Origin of the sequence: Pseudomonas sp. BRG-100 (assembly GCF_000737955.1) — a bacterium.
Lineage (GTDB): Bacteria > Pseudomonadota > Gammaproteobacteria > Pseudomonadales > Pseudomonadaceae > Aquipseudomonas > Aquipseudomonas synxantha_A.
In genome coordinates this window covers 798,896-820,644 of sequence record NZ_JPRX01000001.1, presented here as the reverse complement: position 1 = coordinate 820,644, position 21,749 = coordinate 798,896, and the positions used below count along the sequence as shown (strand labels likewise).

General features: G+C 64.1%; 9 protein-coding genes. 4 read left to right on the top strand and 5 right to left on the bottom strand.

The window, feature by feature from the left end:
* Window positions 1-24 precede the first annotated feature (24 nt).
* Window positions 25-6,435, bottom strand: coding sequence for a non-ribosomal peptide synthetase (locus JH25_RS23480; protein WP_032876510.1), 6,411 nt, complete (start codon window positions 6,433-6,435; stop codon window positions 25-27).
* Between the two features lie 300 nt (window positions 6,436-6,735).
* Between JH25_RS23480 and JH25_RS23485 the strand changes: the two genes are divergently transcribed.
* From JH25_RS23485 to JH25_RS23495, 3 genes are read left to right on the top strand one after another with little or no spacing between them, the layout of a single operon-like run.
* Window positions 6,736-7,620 carry an ABC transporter ATP-binding protein gene (locus JH25_RS23485; protein WP_032876507.1) on the top strand — a complete coding sequence of 295 codons (885 nt, stop codon included), beginning with the start codon at window positions 6,736-6,738 and terminating at the stop codon, window positions 7,618-7,620.
* Complete coding sequence (locus tag JH25_RS23490; RefSeq protein ID WP_032876504.1) at window positions 7,617-10,679, top strand: membrane protein; 3,063 nt, start codon at window positions 7,617-7,619, stop codon at window positions 10,677-10,679. The genes JH25_RS23485 and JH25_RS23490 overlap by 4 nt, the downstream gene beginning before the upstream one ends.
* Before the next feature lie 33 nt (window positions 10,680-10,712).
* On the top strand, window positions 10,713-12,860 hold the full coding sequence (locus JH25_RS23495; protein WP_032876503.1) for a TonB-dependent receptor: 2,148 nt from the start codon (window positions 10,713-10,715) through the stop codon (window positions 12,858-12,860).
* A 628-nt stretch (window positions 12,861-13,488) separates the two neighbouring features.
* Here the strand turns inward: JH25_RS23495 and JH25_RS23500 are convergent.
* Window positions 13,489-15,537, bottom strand: a complete 2,049-nt coding sequence (locus tag JH25_RS23500; protein ID WP_236648018.1) for a TonB-dependent receptor — start codon at window positions 15,535-15,537, stop codon at window positions 13,489-13,491.
* Window positions 15,538-15,775: 238 nt separating this feature from the next.
* Between JH25_RS23500 and JH25_RS23505 the strand changes: the two genes are divergently transcribed.
* On the top strand, window positions 15,776-16,759 hold the full coding sequence (locus JH25_RS23505; RefSeq protein ID WP_236648017.1) for a helix-turn-helix domain-containing protein: 984 nt from the start codon (window positions 15,776-15,778) through the stop codon (window positions 16,757-16,759).
* Here JH25_RS23505 and JH25_RS23510 read toward each other — a convergent pair whose 3' ends face one another.
* The 3 genes from JH25_RS23510 to JH25_RS23520 all read right to left on the bottom strand — a co-directional run bounded on the left by JH25_RS23510 (window position 16,760) and on the right by JH25_RS23520 (window position 21,458).
* Window positions 16,760-18,004, bottom strand: a complete 1,245-nt coding sequence (locus tag JH25_RS23510; protein WP_032876494.1) for a carbohydrate porin — start codon at window positions 18,002-18,004, stop codon at window positions 16,760-16,762.
* A 55-nt stretch (window positions 18,005-18,059) separates the two neighbouring features.
* On the bottom strand, window positions 18,060-20,468 hold the full coding sequence (locus JH25_RS23515) for a glucose/quinate/shikimate family membrane-bound PQQ-dependent dehydrogenase (RefSeq protein WP_032876491.1): 2,409 nt from the start codon (window positions 20,466-20,468) through the stop codon (window positions 18,060-18,062).
* A 114-nt stretch (window positions 20,469-20,582) separates the two neighbouring features.
* Window positions 20,583-21,458, bottom strand: a complete 876-nt coding sequence (locus tag JH25_RS23520) for a bestrophin family protein (RefSeq protein ID WP_005787467.1) — start codon at window positions 21,456-21,458, stop codon at window positions 20,583-20,585.
* Window positions 21,459-21,749: the final 291 nt, after the last annotated feature.

The window sequence follows — 21,749 nt, the reverse complement described above, 5'->3', positions numbered from 1 at the left end:
GGATAAGGGCAGGTTGCGCGGGCATCAGATGACGCCCTCTTCAACGGTGTGCGGGGTGGGTTGGCGCTCTACCGCGTGGGCCACTTCCATCAGGCTGGCGGCGCCGAACAACTGGCCCATGGGCAATTCCAGGCCAACACGGCTGCGCAGCATTTCGAGAAACCGCGTGGCCAGCAGGCTGTCGCCGCCCAGGCGGAAAAAATTGTCGTGGCGCGACACGCTGGGCACGTTGAGCAACTGCTGCCACAGCTCGGCGACCAGTTGTTCTGCGGCGCTCAGCGGGGCTTCATCCACGACGCAGTGGGACCGGGCAGCTGCCGCCAACGGCGCAAGCAAGGCACGGCGATCTACCTTGCCATTACTGCTCAGGGGAAGGCGTTCCAGCACCAGGATCTGTTCCGGGCGCATATAGGCGGGCAGGCATTGCACCAGGTGCTTGGCCAGCACCTCGGCGCAAGTGCTGGCGGTGACAGCAGCCAGCAGGCGCTGATCCTCGACCAGCACCACGGCACGGTTCACGCAGGGATGACGGGCCAGCGCGGCTTCGATTTCCCCCAGCTCGATACGATGGCCGTGAATCTTCACCTGGGTGTCGGCACGCCCGAGAAACTCCAGCAACCCACCCGGGTGGTAGCGGCCCAGGTCGCCGGTGCGGTACCAACCCTCGACAAAGCGCTCGGCATTCAATTGCGGCGCATGGCGATAGCCGCGTGCGACGCCGGCTCCGCCAATCCACAACTCGCCCGTGACCCAGTCCGGGCAGTCGCGGCCAAGGGCGTCGACTACGCGGTAAGCCTGGTTCGCCAGCGGCACGCCGTAGGGGATCGAGCGCCAGCCCGGCAACAGCTGCCGTACCTCGTAATGGTTGGACCAGATCGCCGCTTCGGTGGCGCCGCCCAGGGCGATAAAGCGGCAATCCGGGGCTTGCTGGCGCAGGCGTTGCGGCAGGTCGAGGCCGATCCAGTCGCCCGACAGCAGGGCCACCTTCAGCGCAAGGGGTTGGCGCTCAAGGGCGTTGGCCTCCAGCAGCATGTCGAGCAGCGCCGGCACGCTGTTCCACAGGCTCACGCGGTGGTGTCGCAGGGCCTTGAGCCAGGCGCGGGCGTCGCGGCGCTGGTCTTCGTCGATCAACACCAGGGCGGCGCCCACCGAGAGCAGGCCGAACACGTCATACACCGACAGGTCGAAGTCCAGCGCCGACAGCGCCAGACCGCGGTCCGACGCGTCGATGCCGTAGCAGCGGTTGATCTCGGCCACGGTGTTCATGGCAGCGCGGTGGGTGATTTCCACGCCCTTGGGCTGGCCGGTGGAGCCGGAGGTGTAAATCACGTAGGCCAGTTGGTTGGCGCACACTGCCAGCGGTGCCGATAGCGGTTCGGCGCTTTGCGCCTGGGATGGCTTGAGATGCTTGACGCCTGGCAGCTGTGGGTCGTGCTCGGCGAGGATCAGGCTGACGCCGGCCTGTTGCAGAATGCGTTGGCAACGCTGCAACGGCTGGTCGACACCCACTGGCAGGTAGGCGGCGCCGGCGGCCAGCACGCCCAATACACTCGCGATCTGTTGCGGGCCCTTGGCCAGGGACACCGCCACCAGGTCACCGGCTGTCACCCCTGCGTCCATCAGGCTACGGGCGATGCGCAACGCCCGTTCGGCCAGTTCGCCGTAGCTCAGGCTGTCATGCTCACCCCACAACAGCGCAGAGCGATGCGGGGCGTGGTGCGCATGCTGGAAAAAGCCCTGATGCAAGGTCGGATCACCCGGCACGCCGGGGCCGGGTGCATTCAGCTGGGCGCGCAGTTGCGCCTGGGCCAGGGGCAGCAAGTCTGGCGGCGCGTCGTCCCAGGCGTGTTCGGCCAGCCAGTGGAGGCTGCGCAGGTAGGCGTCGAACATGGCTTCGACCAGCCCTTCGGGGAACAGGCCGACCACGCGGTCCCAGTTCAGGGCGATGCCGCCGTCGGCTTCCACCACCTGATGATCGAGCCATACCTGTGGGGTTTGGGTCAGGCCGAATACCTGCCGGGCGAACGGCCCGTCTACCGGTGCGGCGGTGCCATCCGGCACCCCCAGGGCACTGGTGAAGACCACCGGCATGTTGACCTGCTGTTCGCCGCGTTGCCGCGCCAGTTGACGCAGCAAGCTCACCGAACCGATGCAGCGGTGTTCCAGCGCATCGCCGAGTTGCTGCTGGGTGCGCCGTGCGCGGTCGATCCAGCGTTCGCCGACCTTGGGCGCATAGCCGAGCAGGGTCAGGGAGGTGAAATCGCCCATGACCTGATCGATCTGCGGATGCACCGGCCGGCGGTCAAACAGGGTCAGGTTGAGACTCAGGTCGGGGCGCGCACTCCAGCGCCCGAGGGTTTCGGCAAACGCGCAGAGCAGTACCGCCGAAGCAGTCAGGCCGTGTTGCTGGGCCTTGGCCAGGATCGCTTGCCAGGCATCGGCCTTGACCTGCCCTTGCAGGCGCTCGAAGCGCGGTTGGCCCACGTTGGCGGGGTCGGTTGCCAGGGGCAGTTGCGGGTGCGGCGGCAACGTGGGCAGGCGTTCCTGCCAGAACTGTTGCGCGGCGTGCAATTCGTCAGGTTCCACATGGGATTGCACTTGATAGTCGCGAAATGAAAGCTGCAGCGGTGCCAGGGCCAGCGTCGGCTCGCGGTACAACGCGTCGAGTTCGGCATAGAAACGCAGGATGCTCAGGGCATCAAGAATCAGGTTGTCCAGGCTGATCGCCAGCCGCGTGTGCCGGCCCTGGGTCACCGCCTGCACATCGAACAGCGGCCATTGGGCGGGATCGAACACGCGGTGGGCACAGTGTTCGCGCAGGTCTTCAAGGCAGGCGTAGCGCTGGCCGATCACGAAGGTGGGCACCTGGGGGAGGATGCGTGCCTGGCCTGTGTGGTCGAACACCGTGCGCAGCGTTTCGTGGCGTTCGATCAGGCGTGCCAATGCGTGTTGCAGGCGTGGCAGGTCGAGGTCTTCGACGTCGTATTCGCGGTAGAAGTGGCAGCTCACGCCGCCCAATACCAGGCTGGGGTCGCGGCCCAGCCAGTAGGCTTGCTGCACCTCGGTCATGGGGAAGGGCGCGTGACGTTGGTCGAGGTCCGGTACCACGGTGCGTTGTGTTTCGGCCTGGGCCTGTTGATGCAGGCCTGTGCAGAACTGCGCCAGCACCGGCTTGGCAAACACCTGGGCGATCCGTGCGCCCCCCAGCCCTTGTTCGGCCAGCAGGCGCACCAGGCGCGTGGCGCTCAGGGAGTCGCCACCGAGGGCAAAGAAGTTGTGCTCACGGCAGACCTCGCCACAGCCGAGCAATTGCTGCCAGGCGCGGGCCACCTGTTGTTCGATGGCTCCGCAGGGCGGCGACAGCTGGGCAGGGACGGCGCTGCCGTGGTCGGCCAGCCAGCCGTTGAGTGCGTTGCGATCCACCTTGCCATTGCTTGTCAGGGGCCACTGCGCGCAGCCGAGGATCAGGCTGGGAATCATATAGGCCGGCAGGCGCTCGGCCAGGTCCGGCAGCTCCAGCACTGTGGGCTGCACCGGGCCATTTGCAAGGCGCACCACCGCTGCCAGGTGCTGGCCGACCAGCAGCGCCACCGCCTGTTCGACGCCGGGGCACGCCAGCAGCGCCTGTTCTACTTCACCGGCTTCGATGCGGTAGCCATGCAATTTGAGTTGGAAGTCTGTGCGCCCCAGAAACTCGACCGTGCCGTCGGGGTGGTAGCGCGCACTGTCGCCGGTGCGGTACCAACGCAGGCCCTGGTACTGCACAAATCGTTCGGCGCTGCGTACCGGGTCGCCGCGGTAACCCTCGGCCACCCCGGCGCCGCCGATCCACAGTTCACCGGCCACCCAATCCGGGCAGTCATGGCCATGCCGGTCGACGATGCGCAGGCTGACGTTATCCAGCGGCTTGCCGTAGGGCAGGCAATGCCAGTGCAGTGCCTGGCCGGGGGCGACTTCGAACAGCGTCGAGTGAATCGCCGCTTCCGTTGCGCCGCCCAGGGCCATGAAGCGGCAACCGGGCGCCTGGGCCCACAGACGTGGCGCCAACTGCGGCGCGACCTTGTCACCACCGAGCAATACAGCGCGCAGGGGCAGTGGGGCGTCGGCGCAACTCAGCAACATGTCGAGTAGCGCCGGCACGCAATTGAGCACAGTGGCGCGGTGCTGCACGGCCAGTTCACGCCAGCGTGGGGCGTCGCGTTGCGCTTGGGGCTCGATGAGGATCACCGCCGCGCCGTTGGCCAGCGCGGCAAACAGGTCAAACACTGACAGGTCGAATTCCAGCGCGGAGAGCGCCAGGATTCGGTCTTCGCCATTGAGCTGCAAACGCCGTTGCAGGTCTTCCAGGGTGTTGGCGGCGGCCAGGTGGCTGACCTCCACGCCCTTGGGCTCACCGGTGGAACCGGAGGTATAAAGAACATAGGCCAGGTCGCTGATCGCACCGGGGCGCGGCGCCTGCAACGCGGTGTCGGTGTGCGGCAAGCGAGTGAGCAGCAAGCGTGCGCCGGACGACTGGCAGATCTTGCGGCAACGCGCCTCGGGCTGGTCGGCGCCGATGGGCAGGTAGGTGGCGCTGCACGCCAGGATGCCCAGCACAGCGATCACCTGCTCGGGGCCTTTGGGCAGTTGCAACGCCACGATGTCACCGCGCAGCACGCCCTGGCCTTCGAGGTAGGCCCCTACGGCGAGGGCTCGCTCGGCCAGCTCGCCGTAGCTGATGATGTGGTTGCCGTGCAGCAGTGCGGGCCGGGCGGGCGTCAACTGCGCCTGGGTGAAAAAACCTTCGTGCAGGCGTGTTACCGGTAATGCTGTGCGCTGGCCCTGGGTGGCGCGGCGTACGTCAAGCTGGCTGGCGGGAACCAGCGCCGGCACCGTCTGATCCCAGGCCGCAGCATCATGGCACAGGCGCTGCAACAGGCCGGTATAGGCATCGAACAGGCCATCGAGCACCCCCTCGGCGAACAACCCTTCGCGGGCGTCGAGGTTGACCAGAATGCCGCCGTCCAGCTCGGTGACCTGGGCGTCCAGCCACACCTGCGGGCCCTGGGAAATGATCCAGGCCGGCTGGCCGAAACTCTCCTGCACGCCCTCGGCGAACAGTTCCCCCAGGCCCAGCGCGCTGGTGTACACCACCGGCGCCAGCACTTGCTCGCCGCGATGGCGGGACAGTTCACGCAACACCTCAAGGCCGGAAAACGCACTGTGTGCGGCATCGCCATGAAAGCGTCGTTGCAGCGCTGTGGCTCGGGCGGCGAAGGTGCCGGTCATGCGGCCATCCCAGGCCAGCAGGATCGAGGAGGTGAAGTCGCCGATCAGGCGCTCGACATCGGTATGCAAAGGCACACGGTTGAACAGCGGCAGGTTGAGCAGCAGCTCAGGCGTCTCGCACCAGGCGCCAAGGGCTTCGCAAAACACCGCGGCCAGGGCCATGGCCGGGGTCAGGGCGTGCTCGCGGGCGTGGCGTTCGAACGCCTGGCGTTGGGACGCCGACAACCAGTGGTGACGGCGGCGCACCTGGCGCTCATCGCCCTGGCTCTTGATGGGCAAGCGTGGGGCGCCGGGCAAGGCGTCCAGGCGCTGCAACCAGTAGTCGCGGGCGTGTCGATGGCGCTCGCGGTGCTCGGGGCTGGCGTGCTCCAGGCGCAGGTCGGCCAGGTAACGGGGGAAGCTGTAATCCAGCGCGGGCAGCGGCTGTAGGCGGTACAACTGCACCAGGTCGCCGAGCAGGGTACGCAGGCTCAAGGCGTCGGCGGCGAGCATGTCGAGGTTCAGGTGCAGGCGCGTGCCCTGGGGCAACAGTGATAACTGGATGTCCAGCACCTGGCCGTGTTCCACGGCCAACTGGCGATGGGAAAGTTCGGCGCGCAAGACGTGCAGATGGTGTTGCCGCTGTTCGGCATCGGCCTGGCGCAGGTCATGCACTTTGAGTCCCGGCCATGGACTGCGGGGCAGGATCTGCTGGCGGCCATCGTCGAGGAATTGCGCCCGCAACATGGGGTGGCGGGCCAACAAGGCGTGCACGGCGGCTTCCAGGCGGGCCGGGTCGACGTCGTGACCGTCGAATTCGTTATAGAAGTGTGCAGCCACACCACCCAGTGCCTGGCCAGGGGCACGGCCGATCCAGTACGCATGTTGCATGGGGGCCAGTTCGAAGGGCTGGCCATCGTCGGCGCTGTGATTGACGGGCGCGGCAGGAGCTGGCGCGGTGTCGAGCAGGGCCAGCCAGGCGCACAGGCGCGGGTCGGCCACCAGCTCGGCGAAACGCGCGGCCAGACCCTGACGCCGCCATTGGCCTGCCAGGCGGATCAGGGTGACCGAATCCAGGCCCCATTCGATCAGGTTGGCCTCCAGAGGGATCTGCTCGGCAGGCTGTCCCAGGGCTTCGGACAGGGAACGGCGCAGCAGGGTTAGGGTTGAGGTGCTGGGAGTGGCCATGGCTCAACGTCTTCTCATCGCTAGGGCCCGGACCGGCGTTGGCCCAGGCGCTGAGGGGCAGGTAATTGCGTGGAAGGAGATGCTAGTCATTCTCATTGTCTCGACTACCCGGATCGAATCGTTTTTGCCCCGTATCCGTTTCCCTCGCGCGGTTTCGGGCGTGTGAGGGGTGGGGCATAACGCCGATCAGCGTGCGGGATACGGTTGGAAAATGACTTGAATCGGGTAGAGCCGCGCCGCCGCCCTTGACTACCGTCGCTCGCCGCCCTTTTGCAGGGCTTGTCCTTGAGGGAGTTGTGGATGTCAGTCGATTCGGGCTTGCAGGTGCGCGGTTTGTGCAAGCGCTACAACAATGGCGTTGAGGCGCTGCGCGGCGTTGACCTGAATGTGGGGCCGGGCATGTACGGTTTGCTCGGCCCCAATGGCGCGGGCAAAAGCAGCCTGATGCGCACCTTGGCGACCTTGCAGCAGCCGGACGCCGGCAGCATCCACCTGGATGGTGTGGATGTGTTGGCCGATGCCGAGCATTTGCGTCGTCGCCTGGGTTACTTGCCACAGCAGCTGGGGGCGTATCCGGGAGTGAGTGCACGGGATTTGCTTGATCGGTTTGCCTGGCTCAAGGGGCGTACCGACACTCGCCAGCGCCGCGAGGAAGTCGAGGGCTTGCTGGCCAAGGTCAACCTGCAGGAAGCCGCGCACCGGGCGCTGGCCACGTATTCGGGCGGCATGTTGCGTCGCTTCGGCATCGCCATGGCCCTGATCGGCTCGCCGCGCTTGCTGATCGTCGATGAGCCGACCGCCGGGCTCGACCCGGCCGAGCGCAACCGTTTTCACCGAGTGTTGGCGGATGTGGCGGCCGAGTCCATCGTGTTGCTCTCGACCCATATCGTTGAAGACGTCGAGAACCTGTGCAGCCGCCTGGCGGTGCTGGCCGCTGGGCAGATTATTGTCGAAGGGCGCCCGGCGGATTTGCTCGAGGCTGAGCAGGGCCGTTTATGGGAGGCGTCGTTCGGTCGTGGTGAGCCGCTGCCCGACGCCTTGCATGTGGCGGCGAGCCCCGACGGCAGCCGCGTGATCGTGCACGGCGAACGTCCGGCTGATCCGCGCTTCAGGCCCCACGCGCCGCGCCTGGAAGACATCTATTACCTGGCGCTGGCCCAGGCTGGCGAGGCAGTCGCGGCATGAATACCTTTGCTCTCTTGATGCGCGAGGCCTGGGTGCAAGTGCGCGCCGGGCTGCGCAGCGGCATTCCACTTCTGGTGTTCCTGGGCCTCACCGGCTATTTGCTGATGTCCCTGACCAATGCCGACTATGTGCAGAAAATGGGCGCCAGCGACATCGCACGCAATGCGCCGAGCCTGATCTACCTGATGTCGTGCGGGTGCATGTTTTTCCTGTTTTTCGCCTGGGCCTGGGTGTTCGCCCAACCGGCACTGCGCGACCGCAAGGCGCAATTGGAAGAGGTGCTGCTGGCCTTGCCGCTGTCGCTGCCGGCGCTGCTGTGGGGGCGCTTTATCGGTGCGGCGCTGGTGGGTGGCTTGCTCGCCAGTTCGCTGATCGTGGGCTTTCTGGTCAGCCCGGTACTGGGCTGGCTCGGCTGGGTGCCGGCCGCGAGTATCGGCGCACCGATGTGGTCGGCGCTGGGGTTTGCCTGGGTTGCGTTGCTGTTGCCGGTCAGCACCGGGGTTGGGGCCTTGTATTACCTGCTGGCCTTGCGCAGTCGTGGCCTGGCGGCACCGTTTGGGTTGGCGACGGTGTTGATGCTGCTGTGGATGTTTGCCGTGGTGGTGCTCAAGGGGGGGCATATAAACCCGCTGTTGGCTGCCAGCCTGGACCCGTCGCTGTTCACCTTTGCCCAGGCCCAGGTCGAGACCTGGAGCGCCGCGCAGAAATCCCAATCGCTGTTGGCCTTGACCCCGGGGTTCTGGCTTAACCGGCTGTTGTGGTGCGTTGTGCCGCTGCTGTTATTGGCCGCTGTATTGGCGCGCACCACGCGCCAGGGCTTGATGGGCAAACGCAGCGGGGCAGTGCTGGCGGAGCCGCCGATGTTACTGGCAGGCGCAGTGACCTTGCCTGGCCCGCTGACCCATAGCCAATGGTCGCGCGCCCTGTGGTATGAGGCACGTTGGCAGGTACGCCAGCTGTTTGCCCGGCGCCTCTGGTGGGTGGCGCTCGGCTTGCTGTTGGTGATGGGTGTGCTCAGTGGCTTTGTCCACGGCGTGTGGCATGCGCGAGGGCCGATGGTGCCCCGGGCGGACCTGACCCTGCCGTTGTTGTCGAGTGCGTTGTTCCTGGTGATCGCCTTTATCGTTGCGGCGCTGGTTGGGCTGGTGTGCCGGCGCGATGACGTCGAAGGGTTTGGCGCTATGTTGCAGGCAACTGCGGCCCCGGCGTGGTTGCGATTGCTGGGGCGGGTGGCTTGTGTGCTGCTGGCGACCCTGACGCTTGCGCTGGTGCCGGGCCTGGCCAGCTTGCTGATCAGTGCGATTGCCGCGCCCGACAGCCTGGCGCCGGGCTTTGTGCTGGTGTATCAGGCGTTGGTGTTCGCGCCTCCATTGGTGGAGCTGGCGATGCTCACAGTGCTGGTGCATGCGCTGATCCGCCGATCCGGGCTGGCGTATGCCGCCTCGATGCTGCTGACGTTTTTCCTGGTACTCAACCATGAGTTGGGCCTGGTCACCTATCCGGCCTATGCCATGGCGATTCCTGCGCATGTGAGCGTGTCGCTGCTGACCGGCTGGGCGCCGTGGCTGGCGTTTCTGACGACCTTGGCCGGTTGGAAACTGGCCGGTTGCCTGGTCATGCTCGCGATCGCGGCACTGGCCTTGCCCCGTGGGCCGGAGCGTCGTCGATTGAGCGACGTGCGCCGCGGTTTGCTCGGCTTGCCCGGTGTGTTGCTGGCTCTGGGTGCTGTCGGCTTGCTTGGCAGCGGCGTGTTGTTGCAGCGGCATTTGGTGGAGCAGGGCGATTACCAGTCTGTCGCCGAGCAACGCGCCGAACGCGCCGACTGGGAACGGCGCTGGCTGCCCGGGGCGAGTGCCTGGCAGGTGGCGGGCGGGCAGTTGCAGATGCAGGTCGATTCGGCCGCCCGGCAGGTGGTGGGCCAGTGGACGTTGGATGGGGTGCTCACTACCGGCCTCGATGTCGAGTTGCCACCGGGTATGCAGGTGACCGCGGTCAGCGTGATGGGGCGCCCCGTTGTGTTTGAACACGCCACCGAGCACCTGCGGGTGCCGTTGGAGGGGTGCGCAGCGAGCGGTTGTCAGGTGGTGTTGAACTGGACGGTGAGTGCTGACGGCTGGCCTGCCGAGGGTGAAGCATTCTGGCTTGGGCCTCAGGGTGTGTGGCTGCAAGCGCACCGTGTGGTGCCACGCTTGGGCCTGGACAGCGAGCGGTTGTTGCGTGCACCGGCCCAGCGCAGCGAAGCCGGGTTGCCGACAGCGGTGCCCCGGTTGCCGACGGGCGCTGCGGTGGCGGTGGATGCCGTTGCACCGGCCGGGCACTGGCAATGGCAGCTTGAGGTCGATGGCCAGGCCATTACCGGCAGCAGTGAGGGGCCGCTGGACTTTGCCTATGCCACGTCGGCTCAGAAGGATATCAGCCGCGAGAACACCGCCCGTGAAGTGCAGGAGGACCTGGACGCGATGAGCGCCTGTGTGGCGCGGCGTCTGGGCAGCCGTCCCAGCGTCGAACAACTGAGTCAGTGGCCTGTCGGCATGGGTGCCAGCCGTCTGAGTCATGGCCATTTACTGCTTGGCCAGTCACCCAATTGGGACGTGGCGCCGACAGGCGTTGGGCGCTGGACGCGCCGTGCCCATATCGCCGAACTGCTTGCCCGCCAATCGCTGGTCGAGGCGAGCAACCTGCGCCAAACCCCCGGCTACCTGTGGCTCAGCCAGGGTGTGGCAGGTGCGCTGGGCCTGCTGTGTGTGGAGGACATCGACGGTGCTGATGCCCGTGCAGCGCTGGTCAAGCTGATGGCCGACGACCTGACCCGTGCCCTGGGCAATGACGGTGAGCCCGTCGGCACCCTGGCCGATGCCCGCGAACAGGGGTGGGCCGCCAGTTATGCCGCACTGGTCAGCCTTGACTGGGTCGCCGGGCAAACTCCCGAACAGCTCACGGCGCTGACCGCCGATGTCCGTAACGGCCAGGGATGGCCAACTGCGATCCAGGGCCTGCTGGGCGCGCCCTCCGATCCTGTGATTGCCGCCGCGCTCAAGCGCTGGGGGCCTGTGCAATGAAGTTGAATCATCCCTGTCTTTTGGAGCTTTGCCATGTCATCTGAACTGTCTATCCAGCCGTTGCGTCGTCCTTTCGGTTGGCGTGCCAACGTATTGACCCAAGCCATGGCGCTGACCTTGTCCAGCCAGATGTGCACGGCCTATGCCGCTGACTATCAACCCGCCGCCAGTAGCGAGACCATCGAGCTGGCGCCAGTAACGGTCAGTGCGCGGTTGAACCAGGAAAGTGCCAAGGACATTCCGTTCGGCCTCTCGGTGCTTGACGGGCAAACCCTGGAGACGCGTCGCCTGCGCACCCTGGAGGATGCCTTGCGCACCACGCCGGGGGTGGATGTGAACTCCTGGGGCGGCGCCAACGATGCCAACGTACGCATCCGCGGGGTCGGCTCGCTGAACCAAATGAGCATGGATGACGGCTCGGTGGTGCTGAACGTGGACGGCGTGCCGATGTCGGTGCGCAACGCGGCAATGGCCACCCTCGACGTGCAGCAAGTGGAAGTGCTCAAGGGGCCGCAAGGCACGTTGTTCGGACGTAACAGCGAGGCCGGCGCGATTAACGTCACCACCCGCAAACCCACCCGTGAGCTGGAAGGCTATGTGCGCGGCGAAGTGGGCAACCAGGGCCAGTTCATGACCGAGGGCGCAGTGGGCGGGCCGCTGACCGAGTCCCTGGCCGGGCGACTTGCCGTGCGGCGCAGCGGCTTTGATAACTGGGTCGATGACCAGCAGGATGGCGACCCCCTGACCAAGCCCCGCGACCTGGCATTGCGCGGCAGCCTGTTGTGGGACAACGATGAAGGGACCACCGGCCTGCTGACCGTCGAACGCCAGCGCGCCGATCATTATGCCGGCTCGGAGATCCTGCGCCCGTTCGGCAATCGCCCGAGCCTCGATTACACCCCGGGTACGTTCAATGGCAACAAAAAGACCAACGAGCGTTATTCCTTCGAGCTCAACCATGACCTGGCCCAGGCCCGGATCACCTCGATCAGCGCCTACACCAGCACCGACTTCAATGCGGTCAAGGGTTATGACCGCAACATCACCCAGGCGCTGTATGGTCAACCGTTTGAATACCTGATCGAAGACTCGGCCCACGAGCGGGTCTGGAGCCAGGACCTGCGCCTGGGTTCGCTGGCGGATGCCGAGGTGTTCTGGGTGACCGGGGTGAACCTGTCGCGCTCCGAGCGCAGCTTTGACTCCAACAACTTCACCAACGGCGCGAAGCAGTTGCGCGACTTCACCACCAACAGTTATGCCGCCTACGGCGAGGTGACCTTCCCGATTGCCGAAGACTGGAAACTCACCACCGGCCTGCGCCATACCTGGGACCGCAAGACCTACGGCGCCGACTACAGCGGTGGCGGCAAGCTGGTCAGCGACAGCCGACGCTTGCAGGACGATTACAACACCGGGCGCGTGGCCCTGAACTACGCGTGGACGCCGCAGACCAATGTGTATGCGGTGTTGTCGCGGGGCTATAAGTCGGCCGGGTTTAACGACTACGCCACCTCGATCAAGGACAGCGAGCCCTACAAGGCGGCCAAGGTGAACTCCGCCGAGGTCGGCTTCAAGCATGAAAGCGAAGGCGGCGCACTCAGCCTGGAAGGCGCGTTGTTCATTACGCGTGTGCAGGATGATCACTTGCTGGGTTATGACTTCACATCCCTGGCAGTCAGCGCAGTGAATGCTGATACCCGCAGCAAAGGCGCCGAGTTGTCGAGCACCTGGCATGTCACCGATGCACTGACCCTGGGCAGTGCCATCAGCTACACCAATGCGGTAGTGACCTCGGACGCACCGGGTGTGTCCGGTGGTGATGTGGCCAAGGGCAGCCGCGTGCCGGATGTGCCGTTGTGGAGTGGCAACTTCAGCGTGGCCTGGAATAAACCCCTGGGCGAACTGTTGGGCTTGCCGGCGCCGCGCTTGAATACCTTGCTCAATTACCGCATCCAGAAAAACCGCCCGGCGGATCCGCAGAACCACTACGACCTCAAGGGGTATGCCAAGCTGGACTTGCACCTTGGAGTAGAGAGTGGGGGGTCGGAGGTATATCTGTGGGGCGATAACTTGCTGGATGCGCGGTATGACCTGTATGGCGCGTACTCCACCGACACGGTGCTGACCGGGATGCCGGGGCGCGGGCGTTCGGCGGGGGTGGGGTATAGCTATCAGTTCTGAGGCAGCCACTGGGTGCAATGTGGGAGGGGCTTGCTCCCGCTGGCGACCTGACAGCCTATAGCTATCTAACTGATGCCCTACGATCCAAATGTGGGAGGGGGCTTGCCCCCGATGGCGACCTGACAGTTGACCAGGATGTTGGATCAGACCGAGTACATATCCGTTATTTAGGTAACGGCTGCTATTGGTTCCGCTTTTACAGCGGGTCACTTTGAAAAGCGCAAAGTAACCAAACGCTCTTGCCCCACCACTCGGCACCTCGCTTAGGCTCGGTGTGCCCGTAATCCGCCATGGATTTGGGGGGCCGCCGCCACGCGCCATCCATGGCGCGGGGCGGCTAAACCGGCATCCCTGCCGGTTTACCCCCCAAATCCCTGTCGAATTCCGGCCAGCGTGGTTTAACGGGGCGCCTGAGATCAAGATCAAAAGCAGATCAAGATCAAAAGCAGATCAAGATCAAGAGCGGCTCGCTGCGCATCGTGGTTACCGTCGGCTGCTACACAGCTGTGTAGATACCCATGCCCCGATGGGGGAGTGTCAGTCAGGACATTTGTGACTGATCCACCGCCATCGGGAGCAAGCCCCCTCCCACATTTGAACTCAGGACAGCCGGCCGAATCGCGTCGGTTCAGAATTGATAGGTATAGCCCACGCCCACCGTCCTCCGACGCGACGGCCCACCATAGGCCACCGGGTCGCTGTAGAAACCATAGGTGTCATACGTCTGGTTCAACAGATTGTCGGCAAACGCATACACCTCGCCAAACTTGCTCTCCAGGCCCGCCCGCAGGTCGAGTTTCTCGTAGTTGTCCAGGTTGAAGTGGTTCTGCGGGTCAGCCGTGCGTTCACCCACCAGGTGGTAGTTGAGGCTGGTGTTGAGGTTGGTCTGGCCAAGGCTGGCGAAGTTGCCCAGGGGGTGTTTCCAGCTGGCGTTGACGTTGTCGCTCCAGCGGGGCACGTCCGGGGTACGGTTGCCGGCGGCGACGTCGCCAGCCTGGATGCCTTGCACGCCGCTGGTGATCTTGGCATCGAGGTAGGTCGCGCTGGCGGCTAGGGTCAGACCGTAGTCGAAGCGCCAGCTACCTTCCAGTTCGGCGCCGCGGGTGCGGGTGTCGGCGTTGAAGGCGTTGGTGGCGAAGGTCGCCGCGTCGTAGCCAAGCAAGTGATCATCGTGCACGCGGGTGTAGAACAGTGCGCCGTTGAGGCTGCCGCGACGGTCGTCGGTCTCGCTCTTGAAGCCCAGTTCGGCGGCCCTGCTGACGGCGGCCTTGTAGGGTTCGCTGTCGCTGACCTGGGAGGCATAATCATTGAACCCGCCGGATTTATACCCTCTTGCCAATTGCACGTAGACGTTGGTCTGTGGGGTGATCGCATAACTCAGGGCGACGCGGCCGGTGCCATAGTGGTCGGTGAGTGCGCGCGAGTCGTCCACGGCGCTCGAACCTGCGAAGTATTGGCCGTCGTAGGTCTTGCGGTCCCAGGAATGGCGGTAGCCGGTGGTGAGTTTCAGGCGTTCGGTGAGCGGGACAGTCACTTCGCCGTAGCCTGCGTAGGTGGTGGTAGTGAAGTCGCGGAACTTGGCGCCGGAGGTGCCGTAGGTGTTGCGTGGGGTGTCGTAGCTGCGTTCATTGCGGCTGGCGGCGACGCCGGCGACCCAGAACACGTCGGAATCGGGCAATGAGCCCAGGTGTATATCCTGGCTCCAGCTGCGCTCGAAGGATTTGTCCACCACCCAGAACTCACCGGGCGTGCCATAGAGGGCGCCCATCAGCTTGCTGTCGTAGGCGATCAAGCCGGTGAAGTCGGCCGTGCCAGTGGCGGTGGTGGAGGTCAGCCGGCTGTTGGCGAAGTCGTGGTCGACCTTGATCGTGTAGCGCTCGGTGGTCTTGTCGTTGTCGTCGAACAGGCCGGGCGTCAGGTCCAGGCTCGGGTGGCTGCCGTAGGGCCGCAGTACCAGGGAATTGGTGGCGCGTTCGGTCTGCTGGCGTTCGGCGCTGAACAGCACGTGGGTGTCATCGTTGAGGTCCCACAACAAGCTGGCGCGATAGGCTTCGTTGCGCGGTTTGGTAATGGGGTTATGGGTCTGGTCGTTGTCGATCCAGCTGTCGTAGCCGGCACGTCGCACCGCCAGGCGGCCGCTGAGGCTGTCACTGAGCGGTCCGCCAATGGCGCCTTCGGTGAGGAACTGGCCTTTCTGGCCGACTTCACCACGCACATAACCTTCGAGTTCCCGGCTGGGTTGGCGGGTGGTGATATTCACGGCACCGGCCTGGCCGATTGCGCCGGACAGTGTGCCCTGCGGCCCCTTGAGCACTTCGATGCGGTCGACGTCGAGGGTGCCGAACCCCAGGCTGCGCGACGACACAGGTACGCCGTCGATATTGAATGCGACCGAACTGTCGTCCATGGACATCTGGTAAAGCGAACCGACACCGCGGATCAACACGTTGAAGTCGTTGGGCCCGCCGGAAGAATTGACGCTGACCCCTGAGGTATTGCGCAGTGCGCTTTCCAGGGTATCGAGGCGTTGGGTACGCAGTTGTTCGCCATCGACCACACTGACGCTGATCGGCACTTCCTTGGAATCTTCCTGGGCCATGCGCGCCGTCACCGTGGAGGCGGGCAGTTGCAGAGGTTCGCTGAGGGTGGCGGCGAAGGCGGTAGGGGTCAGTGTCAAAGCAATCGCTATTGTTATACTATTACGTTTGTAGCAAGATTGACGGGTAGCCGCCGTGTTGCATCGTGCAGACATGATGGGACCTTGACTGAGAGTTCTGATCGGCGTGCGTTGCTCAGGGGCAGCAGCAATCTGGCTTGGCACGTGCGGTGCGCCAAATGCTAATAATTATCAATTGCAGAGTTCTACCCCGATGTGGTCTGATTCGAGCCGTATCCGGTCAGCCAGGAGATTTACGATGTCAGCCGTTCAGGGAGGCGCAGGAGAACCGATGCCGGTCTCGCGAATCATTACGGGAGGGTTTGGTAGCGATCTGGGGCCGGGAGCGCATTGCCGGGTCACGCGTATGACCCTGCAGGAGGGCCTGGACATCGTTCGTTGGCAGAGCACCTTTGAGCAGCCGGTAGAGTTGCCCTTGCAAGACGACAGCGAGTGCATTCACTTCAGCTTCACCAACCTGTTAAAGGGCAAGGCCGCGTGCAGCTTTCGCGATGGGCGCCGGCAACGTCGCTATGTGATTGATGAAGGCGCGGGCAGCATCAGCTTTGGCCGTTGCCGCCATGGCCTATATCATCAGCACGGCGAGATCGACAACATCACCGTCATGATTCGCCCCGAGTTGCTGGCCCAGTGGGAATTGAAGCTCGACCCGCTGCTGAACAAGGCATTGGCCTGCGAACATTGCTTCCTCGACGGCCATCGCAGCGGTGAAATGAGTGCTACCGCGCACATGCTCGGCCTGGCCATGGACCACGACGCCAGCCTGCCATCGGCCCCGCCGCGCAGCAGCCTGTGGCTGTACGGGCAAAGTGTCACGCTGGTCAGTCTGTTCCTCGAAGCGCGCCAGGATGGCGAATGCACCTGCCGCGTCAGCCACACCGACCGCCAGCGCCTGGTGCGGGCCCGCGATCGTTTGCTGGAAGATCTGGGCAAGGCGCCAAGCCTGTCGGAGTTGGCCCGTGAGTCCGGCTTGAGCCAGCCCAAGCTCACCCGCGGGTTTCGCCAGCTGTTCTCCAACAGCGTCTATGGCGTGTTCCAGCAGACGCGCATGATCCAGGCGCGCAGCCGCTTGATGAGCGGCAATGAATCGGTGATGCGCATCGCCTCGGACCTCGGTTATGCCAACGCCAGCCATTTCGCCACTGCGTTCCGCAAGCAGTTCGGGATCAATCCGTCGATGTTGAAAAATGGCGGGCGCGGCAGAGCCCTGGATGTCGGCTGACTAGAAGGTCGCTTTCACCTGCAGTCCCAGCACCAGCGCGTTGTCGATGTTCTGTGCGGAAAACGCCCCCGGCTCGATGATGTATTGCACGTCCGGGCGCAAGGTCAGCCACGGTGTGGCCTGGTAGCCGTAGCTGAGTTCGATCAGCTGTTCAGCGTTGTCCAGATTGGCGTAGGCCGCATCCGCATTATCCCGGCTGCGCGGGTTGGGCACTGCACGGCCATAACCGAGGGCGACGGTATCCCGTGGGCGACTGTCGAACGGTTTGTACAGCACCAGCCCCGCGCCATACCACTTGGTGAACGGCGAAGCCGCTTCGCTGGCCGCAGAGTATTGGCCGAAGGCGTGCAAGCTGCGGCCTTGGGAGGATTGGGAGGCCCACACCGCCTGGTCGATCAACAGGTAGTGACCGCCGCGCCCGCTGACGTCCTTGTTGCTGCCAATGCGTTTTACATCGGAACTGTCGTAGTAATAACCGAGCTTGTATTCACCCGGCAGGCTGCCCGCGTGCTTGTAGATCAGCTCGATGGGCACCACGGTGCCGGTGGTGTGCTTGGGCCCCAGGTGCCAGGCGCGGCTGGAGTTGCCATTGCTGGAAGGGTCGACGTTGAACGCCGCCACCCGCAGTTGCCAGTTTGGCGAAAAGTTATATTTCACCCGCGCGCCCAGGTGCGCATTCGGGTAATTGGCCCAGCCACTGCCGCCCGACATGTTCAGCGGATGCCCGCAGAATCCGGCGTTCATGAAATTGCACAAAATGCCGCTGTCCAGGCCGCCGAGGTCATTGCCCATGGCCATGTAGCCGAGCTTGACGTTGAGTGCGGGGGTGAACAGCGTGCGCTCGTAGCTCAACTCGGTGAGGCGCGTGTAGAGGCCGCCGTAGTTTTCCTGGATCGGCAGGCGGTTGCCCACCAGGTCTTCGGAAGCGCTGTTGCCGCGTCGGTCGTTGATGGTTAGCTGGATGCGGTCGCCGTTGTTGAAGCCGTAGAGCTTGCCCAGGTCGAACTGCACGCCGAGCTTGAGGTTTTGCGAATAGCGCGCCGAGCGATGCTGGCCGCCGTGGGCGTTGTAAGCGGTTTCGCCGCTGTAGTCGCCGGTAAAGCGGATGCCTTGTGCGTCGAGCTCACGGCGCAGGCCGCCCCAGTCGCCGGTCAGGGTGGTGTCGTCGGCTTGAACGGGCAGGGCAGCAGTCAACGCCAGGCCGAGCACCAGGCGCCCAAGGGACGTATGAGAAGTAGGGTTCATGCGGGGTTCCAAACGCAAAGCGCGGTGCGGGAGCACCGCGCGAACAGAGGGGTGGTTACGGCAGGGCGTAGGCGATCACGTAGTCGCCACGGTCGGTGGACTGGCGCGCGCCGCCGGCGGTGACGACGATGTACTGCTTGCCGGTTTTTGGCGACACGTAGGTCATCGGGCCACCCTGGCTGCCGACCGGCAAACGGGCTTTCCAGATTTCGTCACCGTTGCCACTGTTGAAGGCGCGCAGGTAGAAGTCCTGGGTGCCGGCGATAAAGATCAGGCCGCCTTGGGTGGACAACGTGCCGCCCAGTGTCGGCAGGCCGACTTTGATTGGCAGGTGCATGCGGATGCCTAGGGGGCCGGTGTCTTCAACCGTGCCCACCGGCACTTGCCAGGCAACTTTTTGCGTCTTCATGTCGATGGCGGTCAAGGTGCCGAATGGCGGTGCCTGGCAGGGAATGCCGGCCACCGACAGGAAGCGGTTCTTGTTGACCGCGTAAGGCGTGCCCTTGAGCGGCACGGCGCCCATACCGGTGTTCAGTGCTTCACCACCGGAAGAGGCCTGGGCCTTGTTTTGCGACGGCACCATCTGGATCCACAGCCCCAGGCGCATGTCGTTGACGAAGATAAAACCGTGTACCGGATCGGTGGAGATGCTGCCCCAGTTCATGCCGCCGAGCGAACCCGGAAAGCTCAGGGATTTATCGGTGCCCGGCGCGGTGTACAGGCCGTCGTAGCGCATGCCTTTGAAGTCGATACGGCACAGCAACTGGTCGTACGGCGTAGCACCCCACATGTCCGATTCGGTCAGGGTCTGCGCGCCAATCTGCGGCATACCCACCGATTTTGGCTGGGTCGGGGAGTATGGTTCGTTGGGAATGTTCGCGGCCTTGACCGGCACTTCCTGCACGTCGGTCAGCGGTTTGCCGGTGGCGCGGTCGAGCACGTAGATCTGCCCGGCCTTGGTGCCGATCACCACAGCCGGTACCGTTTTGTCGCTGCCTGGCGGGGTGAAGTCGATCAGGCTCGGCTGCATTGGCAGGTCGAAGTCCCAGAGGTCATTGTGGACGGTCTGGTAGACCCACTTTTCCGCACCGGTAGACGCGTCGAGCGCCAGCACGGAGGCGCCATATTTGTGGTTCAGCTGGGTGCGTTCCACGCCGTAAATGTCGGTGGAAGAGCTGCCCATCGGCAGGAAAACGGTGTTCATCAGCGGGTCGTAGGACATCGGCGCCCAGCTGTTCGGCGTGCTGCGCACATAGGTGCTGCCCGCGGCCGGCGCTTGCTTGTCTTCAGGGTTGCCTGGGTCGAACGCCCAACGCATCTGGCCGCTGATCACATCAAAACCACGGATCACGCCGCCTGGCATATCGGTCTGCACGTTGTCGGCGACACGGCCACCGACAACGACGGTGGTGCCGGCGATCAAAGGCGCCGAGGACAGTTGGTAGTAGCTGTCCGGCACATTACCCAGGCCGGCTTTCAAGTCCACTTGGCCATGGGTGCCGAAGTCTTCGCAGAACTTGCCGGTGTCGGCATCCACGGCGATCAGGCGCGCATCAATGGTGTTGGTCAGCAGGCGACGCTGGCACTGCGCACCGGCAGGCACGCTGGCGGCAATGATCGGCGAGCTGTTGGGCTGGGTCGGCTGGGCAATCGGCGCAGTGGCGTCGAAGTAGGCCATGCCACGGCAACGCTGCCACACCGCTGACTGGGCGTTGACCTCGTTCTTCCACAGCTCTTTGCCGGTGTCGGCGTCCAGAGCGATCAAGTTGTTGTGCGGGGTGCAGATGAAGACTTTGTTGCCGATCTGCAAGGGCGTCAACTGGTCTTCGGCGCCGTTGCCGTCGCTGATGGCCACGTCACCGGTGTGGTAGGTCCAGGCGACTTTGAGTTTGTCGATGTTGTCGCGATTGATCTGGTCCAGCGCGGCGAAGCGGCTGCCGCCCTCGGTGTTGCCGTAGTGCGCCCAGTCTTTCTGTGCATCGGCTTCGGCTACCGGGGTGATGCCAGGGCCGGCACCGGTCGGCGCCACGCTTGGGTGAGCGACGAACATATTGCCTGCCGCCACCGCCACGCCGACTGCCAACAAGGTCGCGACCGCATAAGCGCCACGCGCCGGTTTGCCGGCCAGCAATGGATACACCAGCGCCACCACCACGCCGATCACCGCGAACATGAACAGCCGCGAGAACAGCGGCCAGTACACCAGGCCCACGTCGGCCACTGCCCATACGGCCGTACCGACGAGGAACGCGGCAAACCACCACGCCCCGGCAGGCTTGCGCCGAGCGATCAGCAGCCCGGAGACGGCCATGGCCACGCCACCTGCCAGGAAGTACCAGGAACCTCCCAGGCTGACTAGTTTGGCGCCACCCACGGCAAGCGCAAGGCCGAGCAGGGCGATGACAACGCCCAGGCCCAGGAGTAGAAATCTAGAGACGCCAGCGGCGCGCGATGCTCGTTTCATGTCGAATAGACTCGAGTGAGAGAGGGCAAAGACGCGATTTTAGCAAGATAAGTAACCGGTTAGTACATTGCGCCTCGTAATAGTCTTTTACAACTACGGCGACGATGCCTTGGCTCAGGCCAACGCATCGCGCTGCATCGATTGCAGGTTCTTCTCAATGGTTTCGCAAATCGCCTCCATCTGGATCTGATGCTCGCTGGAGTGAAACGGGCTTTGCAGGTCGGTGCCGATACGCTCGATGGCCAGCAGCATAAAACCCACTACCGTGGAAGCCAGCGGGGTAAACCAGCCGAGGGATTCCACCAGGCCCACCGGTACGATCAGGCAGAACAGCGAGATGAACAGCCGCGGGAAATACACGTAGGGGTAGGGCAATGGTGTATTGGCGATGCGCTCCATGCCGCCTTGGGCATTGGACAGGTCGACCAGGGTCGACTCCAGCCGCGCCAGGCGGATGCTGTCCAGGTGGCCGGCCTTGTATTCCTTGGCCAGCAACGCCGCTGACCCGGTCAGGATGTCATTGGCAAAATTGTTGGTCGCGCCATTGCGGGCGAATTCCTCGGCGGGGATAAACGCTCGTACTTCATCCGGACAGGGTTCGCCCTTGAGGTGGGCGGCCAGGCAATTCACATACGCCACATGGCGGCGCAGCAGTGTGGATTTGATCGGATTCACTTCGCCGTCGGGGTCATCCAGCAGCGTCAGCACCTGGCGCGCAAAGCTGCGCGAATTGTTGACCATCGCCCCCCATAACGTGCGCGCTTCCCACCAGCGGTTATAGGCGCTGCTGTTGCGAAAACTGATCAACACCACCAGCGCCGAACCCAGCAATGTCAGTGGCATCAGCGGCAGGTTGATCTTGGTGGTCAGAAACAGCATGAAGTCCACGGTTACTGCCACATCCCACAGCAATAGCCAGAACAGGGCCCAGCCCACATAGCCCATGGTCTTGATGATCAGGCGGTATTTCTTCAGGACGGCAGCTTTCAAACGAGAACCTCGCGGCGGGCGGTTGGCAACAATGCTCTGTTACGACGCCATGCAAGGGAGAAAGGTTCGCCGGTTGCTGAATCGATTCGTCGACCAGTCACTAGCTTCGGAGGATGTAACGAGAAGTTACGCGCAGGTGTGCGCAGAGGGTCCACTTCAATCTGGAACAACTTTGGTACTGATGACGTCTTGTCCGGCAATCGCTGTACATTGCGTTCGAGGCAAAAAGCCATTAACCGTAGGGTTTACCACGTGATTTGTTTTGGGGCCGGGCTGCAGGGATTTCGTAGC

What these genes read in the sequence shown, in the direction of transcription:
- JH25_RS23480 (WP_032876510.1), bottom strand. Translation starts at nt 6,435, where the DNA reads ATGGCCACTCCCAGCACCTCAACCCTAACCCTGCTGCGCCGTTCCCTG.
- JH25_RS23485 (WP_032876507.1), top strand. Translation starts at nt 6,736, where the DNA reads ATGTCAGTCGATTCGGGCTTGCAGGTGCGCGGTTTGTGCAAGCGCTAC.
- JH25_RS23490 (WP_032876504.1), top strand. Translation starts at nt 7,617, where the DNA reads ATGAATACCTTTGCTCTCTTGATGCGCGAGGCCTGGGTGCAAGTGCGC.
- JH25_RS23495 (WP_032876503.1), top strand. Translation starts at nt 10,713, where the DNA reads ATGTCATCTGAACTGTCTATCCAGCCGTTGCGTCGTCCTTTCGGTTGG.
- JH25_RS23505 (WP_236648017.1), top strand. Translation starts at nt 15,776, where the DNA reads ATGTCAGCCGTTCAGGGAGGCGCAGGAGAACCGATGCCGGTCTCGCGA.
- JH25_RS23510 (WP_032876494.1), bottom strand. Translation starts at nt 18,004, where the DNA reads ATGAACCCTACTTCTCATACGTCCCTTGGGCGCCTGGTGCTCGGCCTG.
- JH25_RS23515 (WP_032876491.1), bottom strand. Translation starts at nt 20,468, where the DNA reads ATGAAACGAGCATCGCGCGCCGCTGGCGTCTCTAGATTTCTACTCCTG.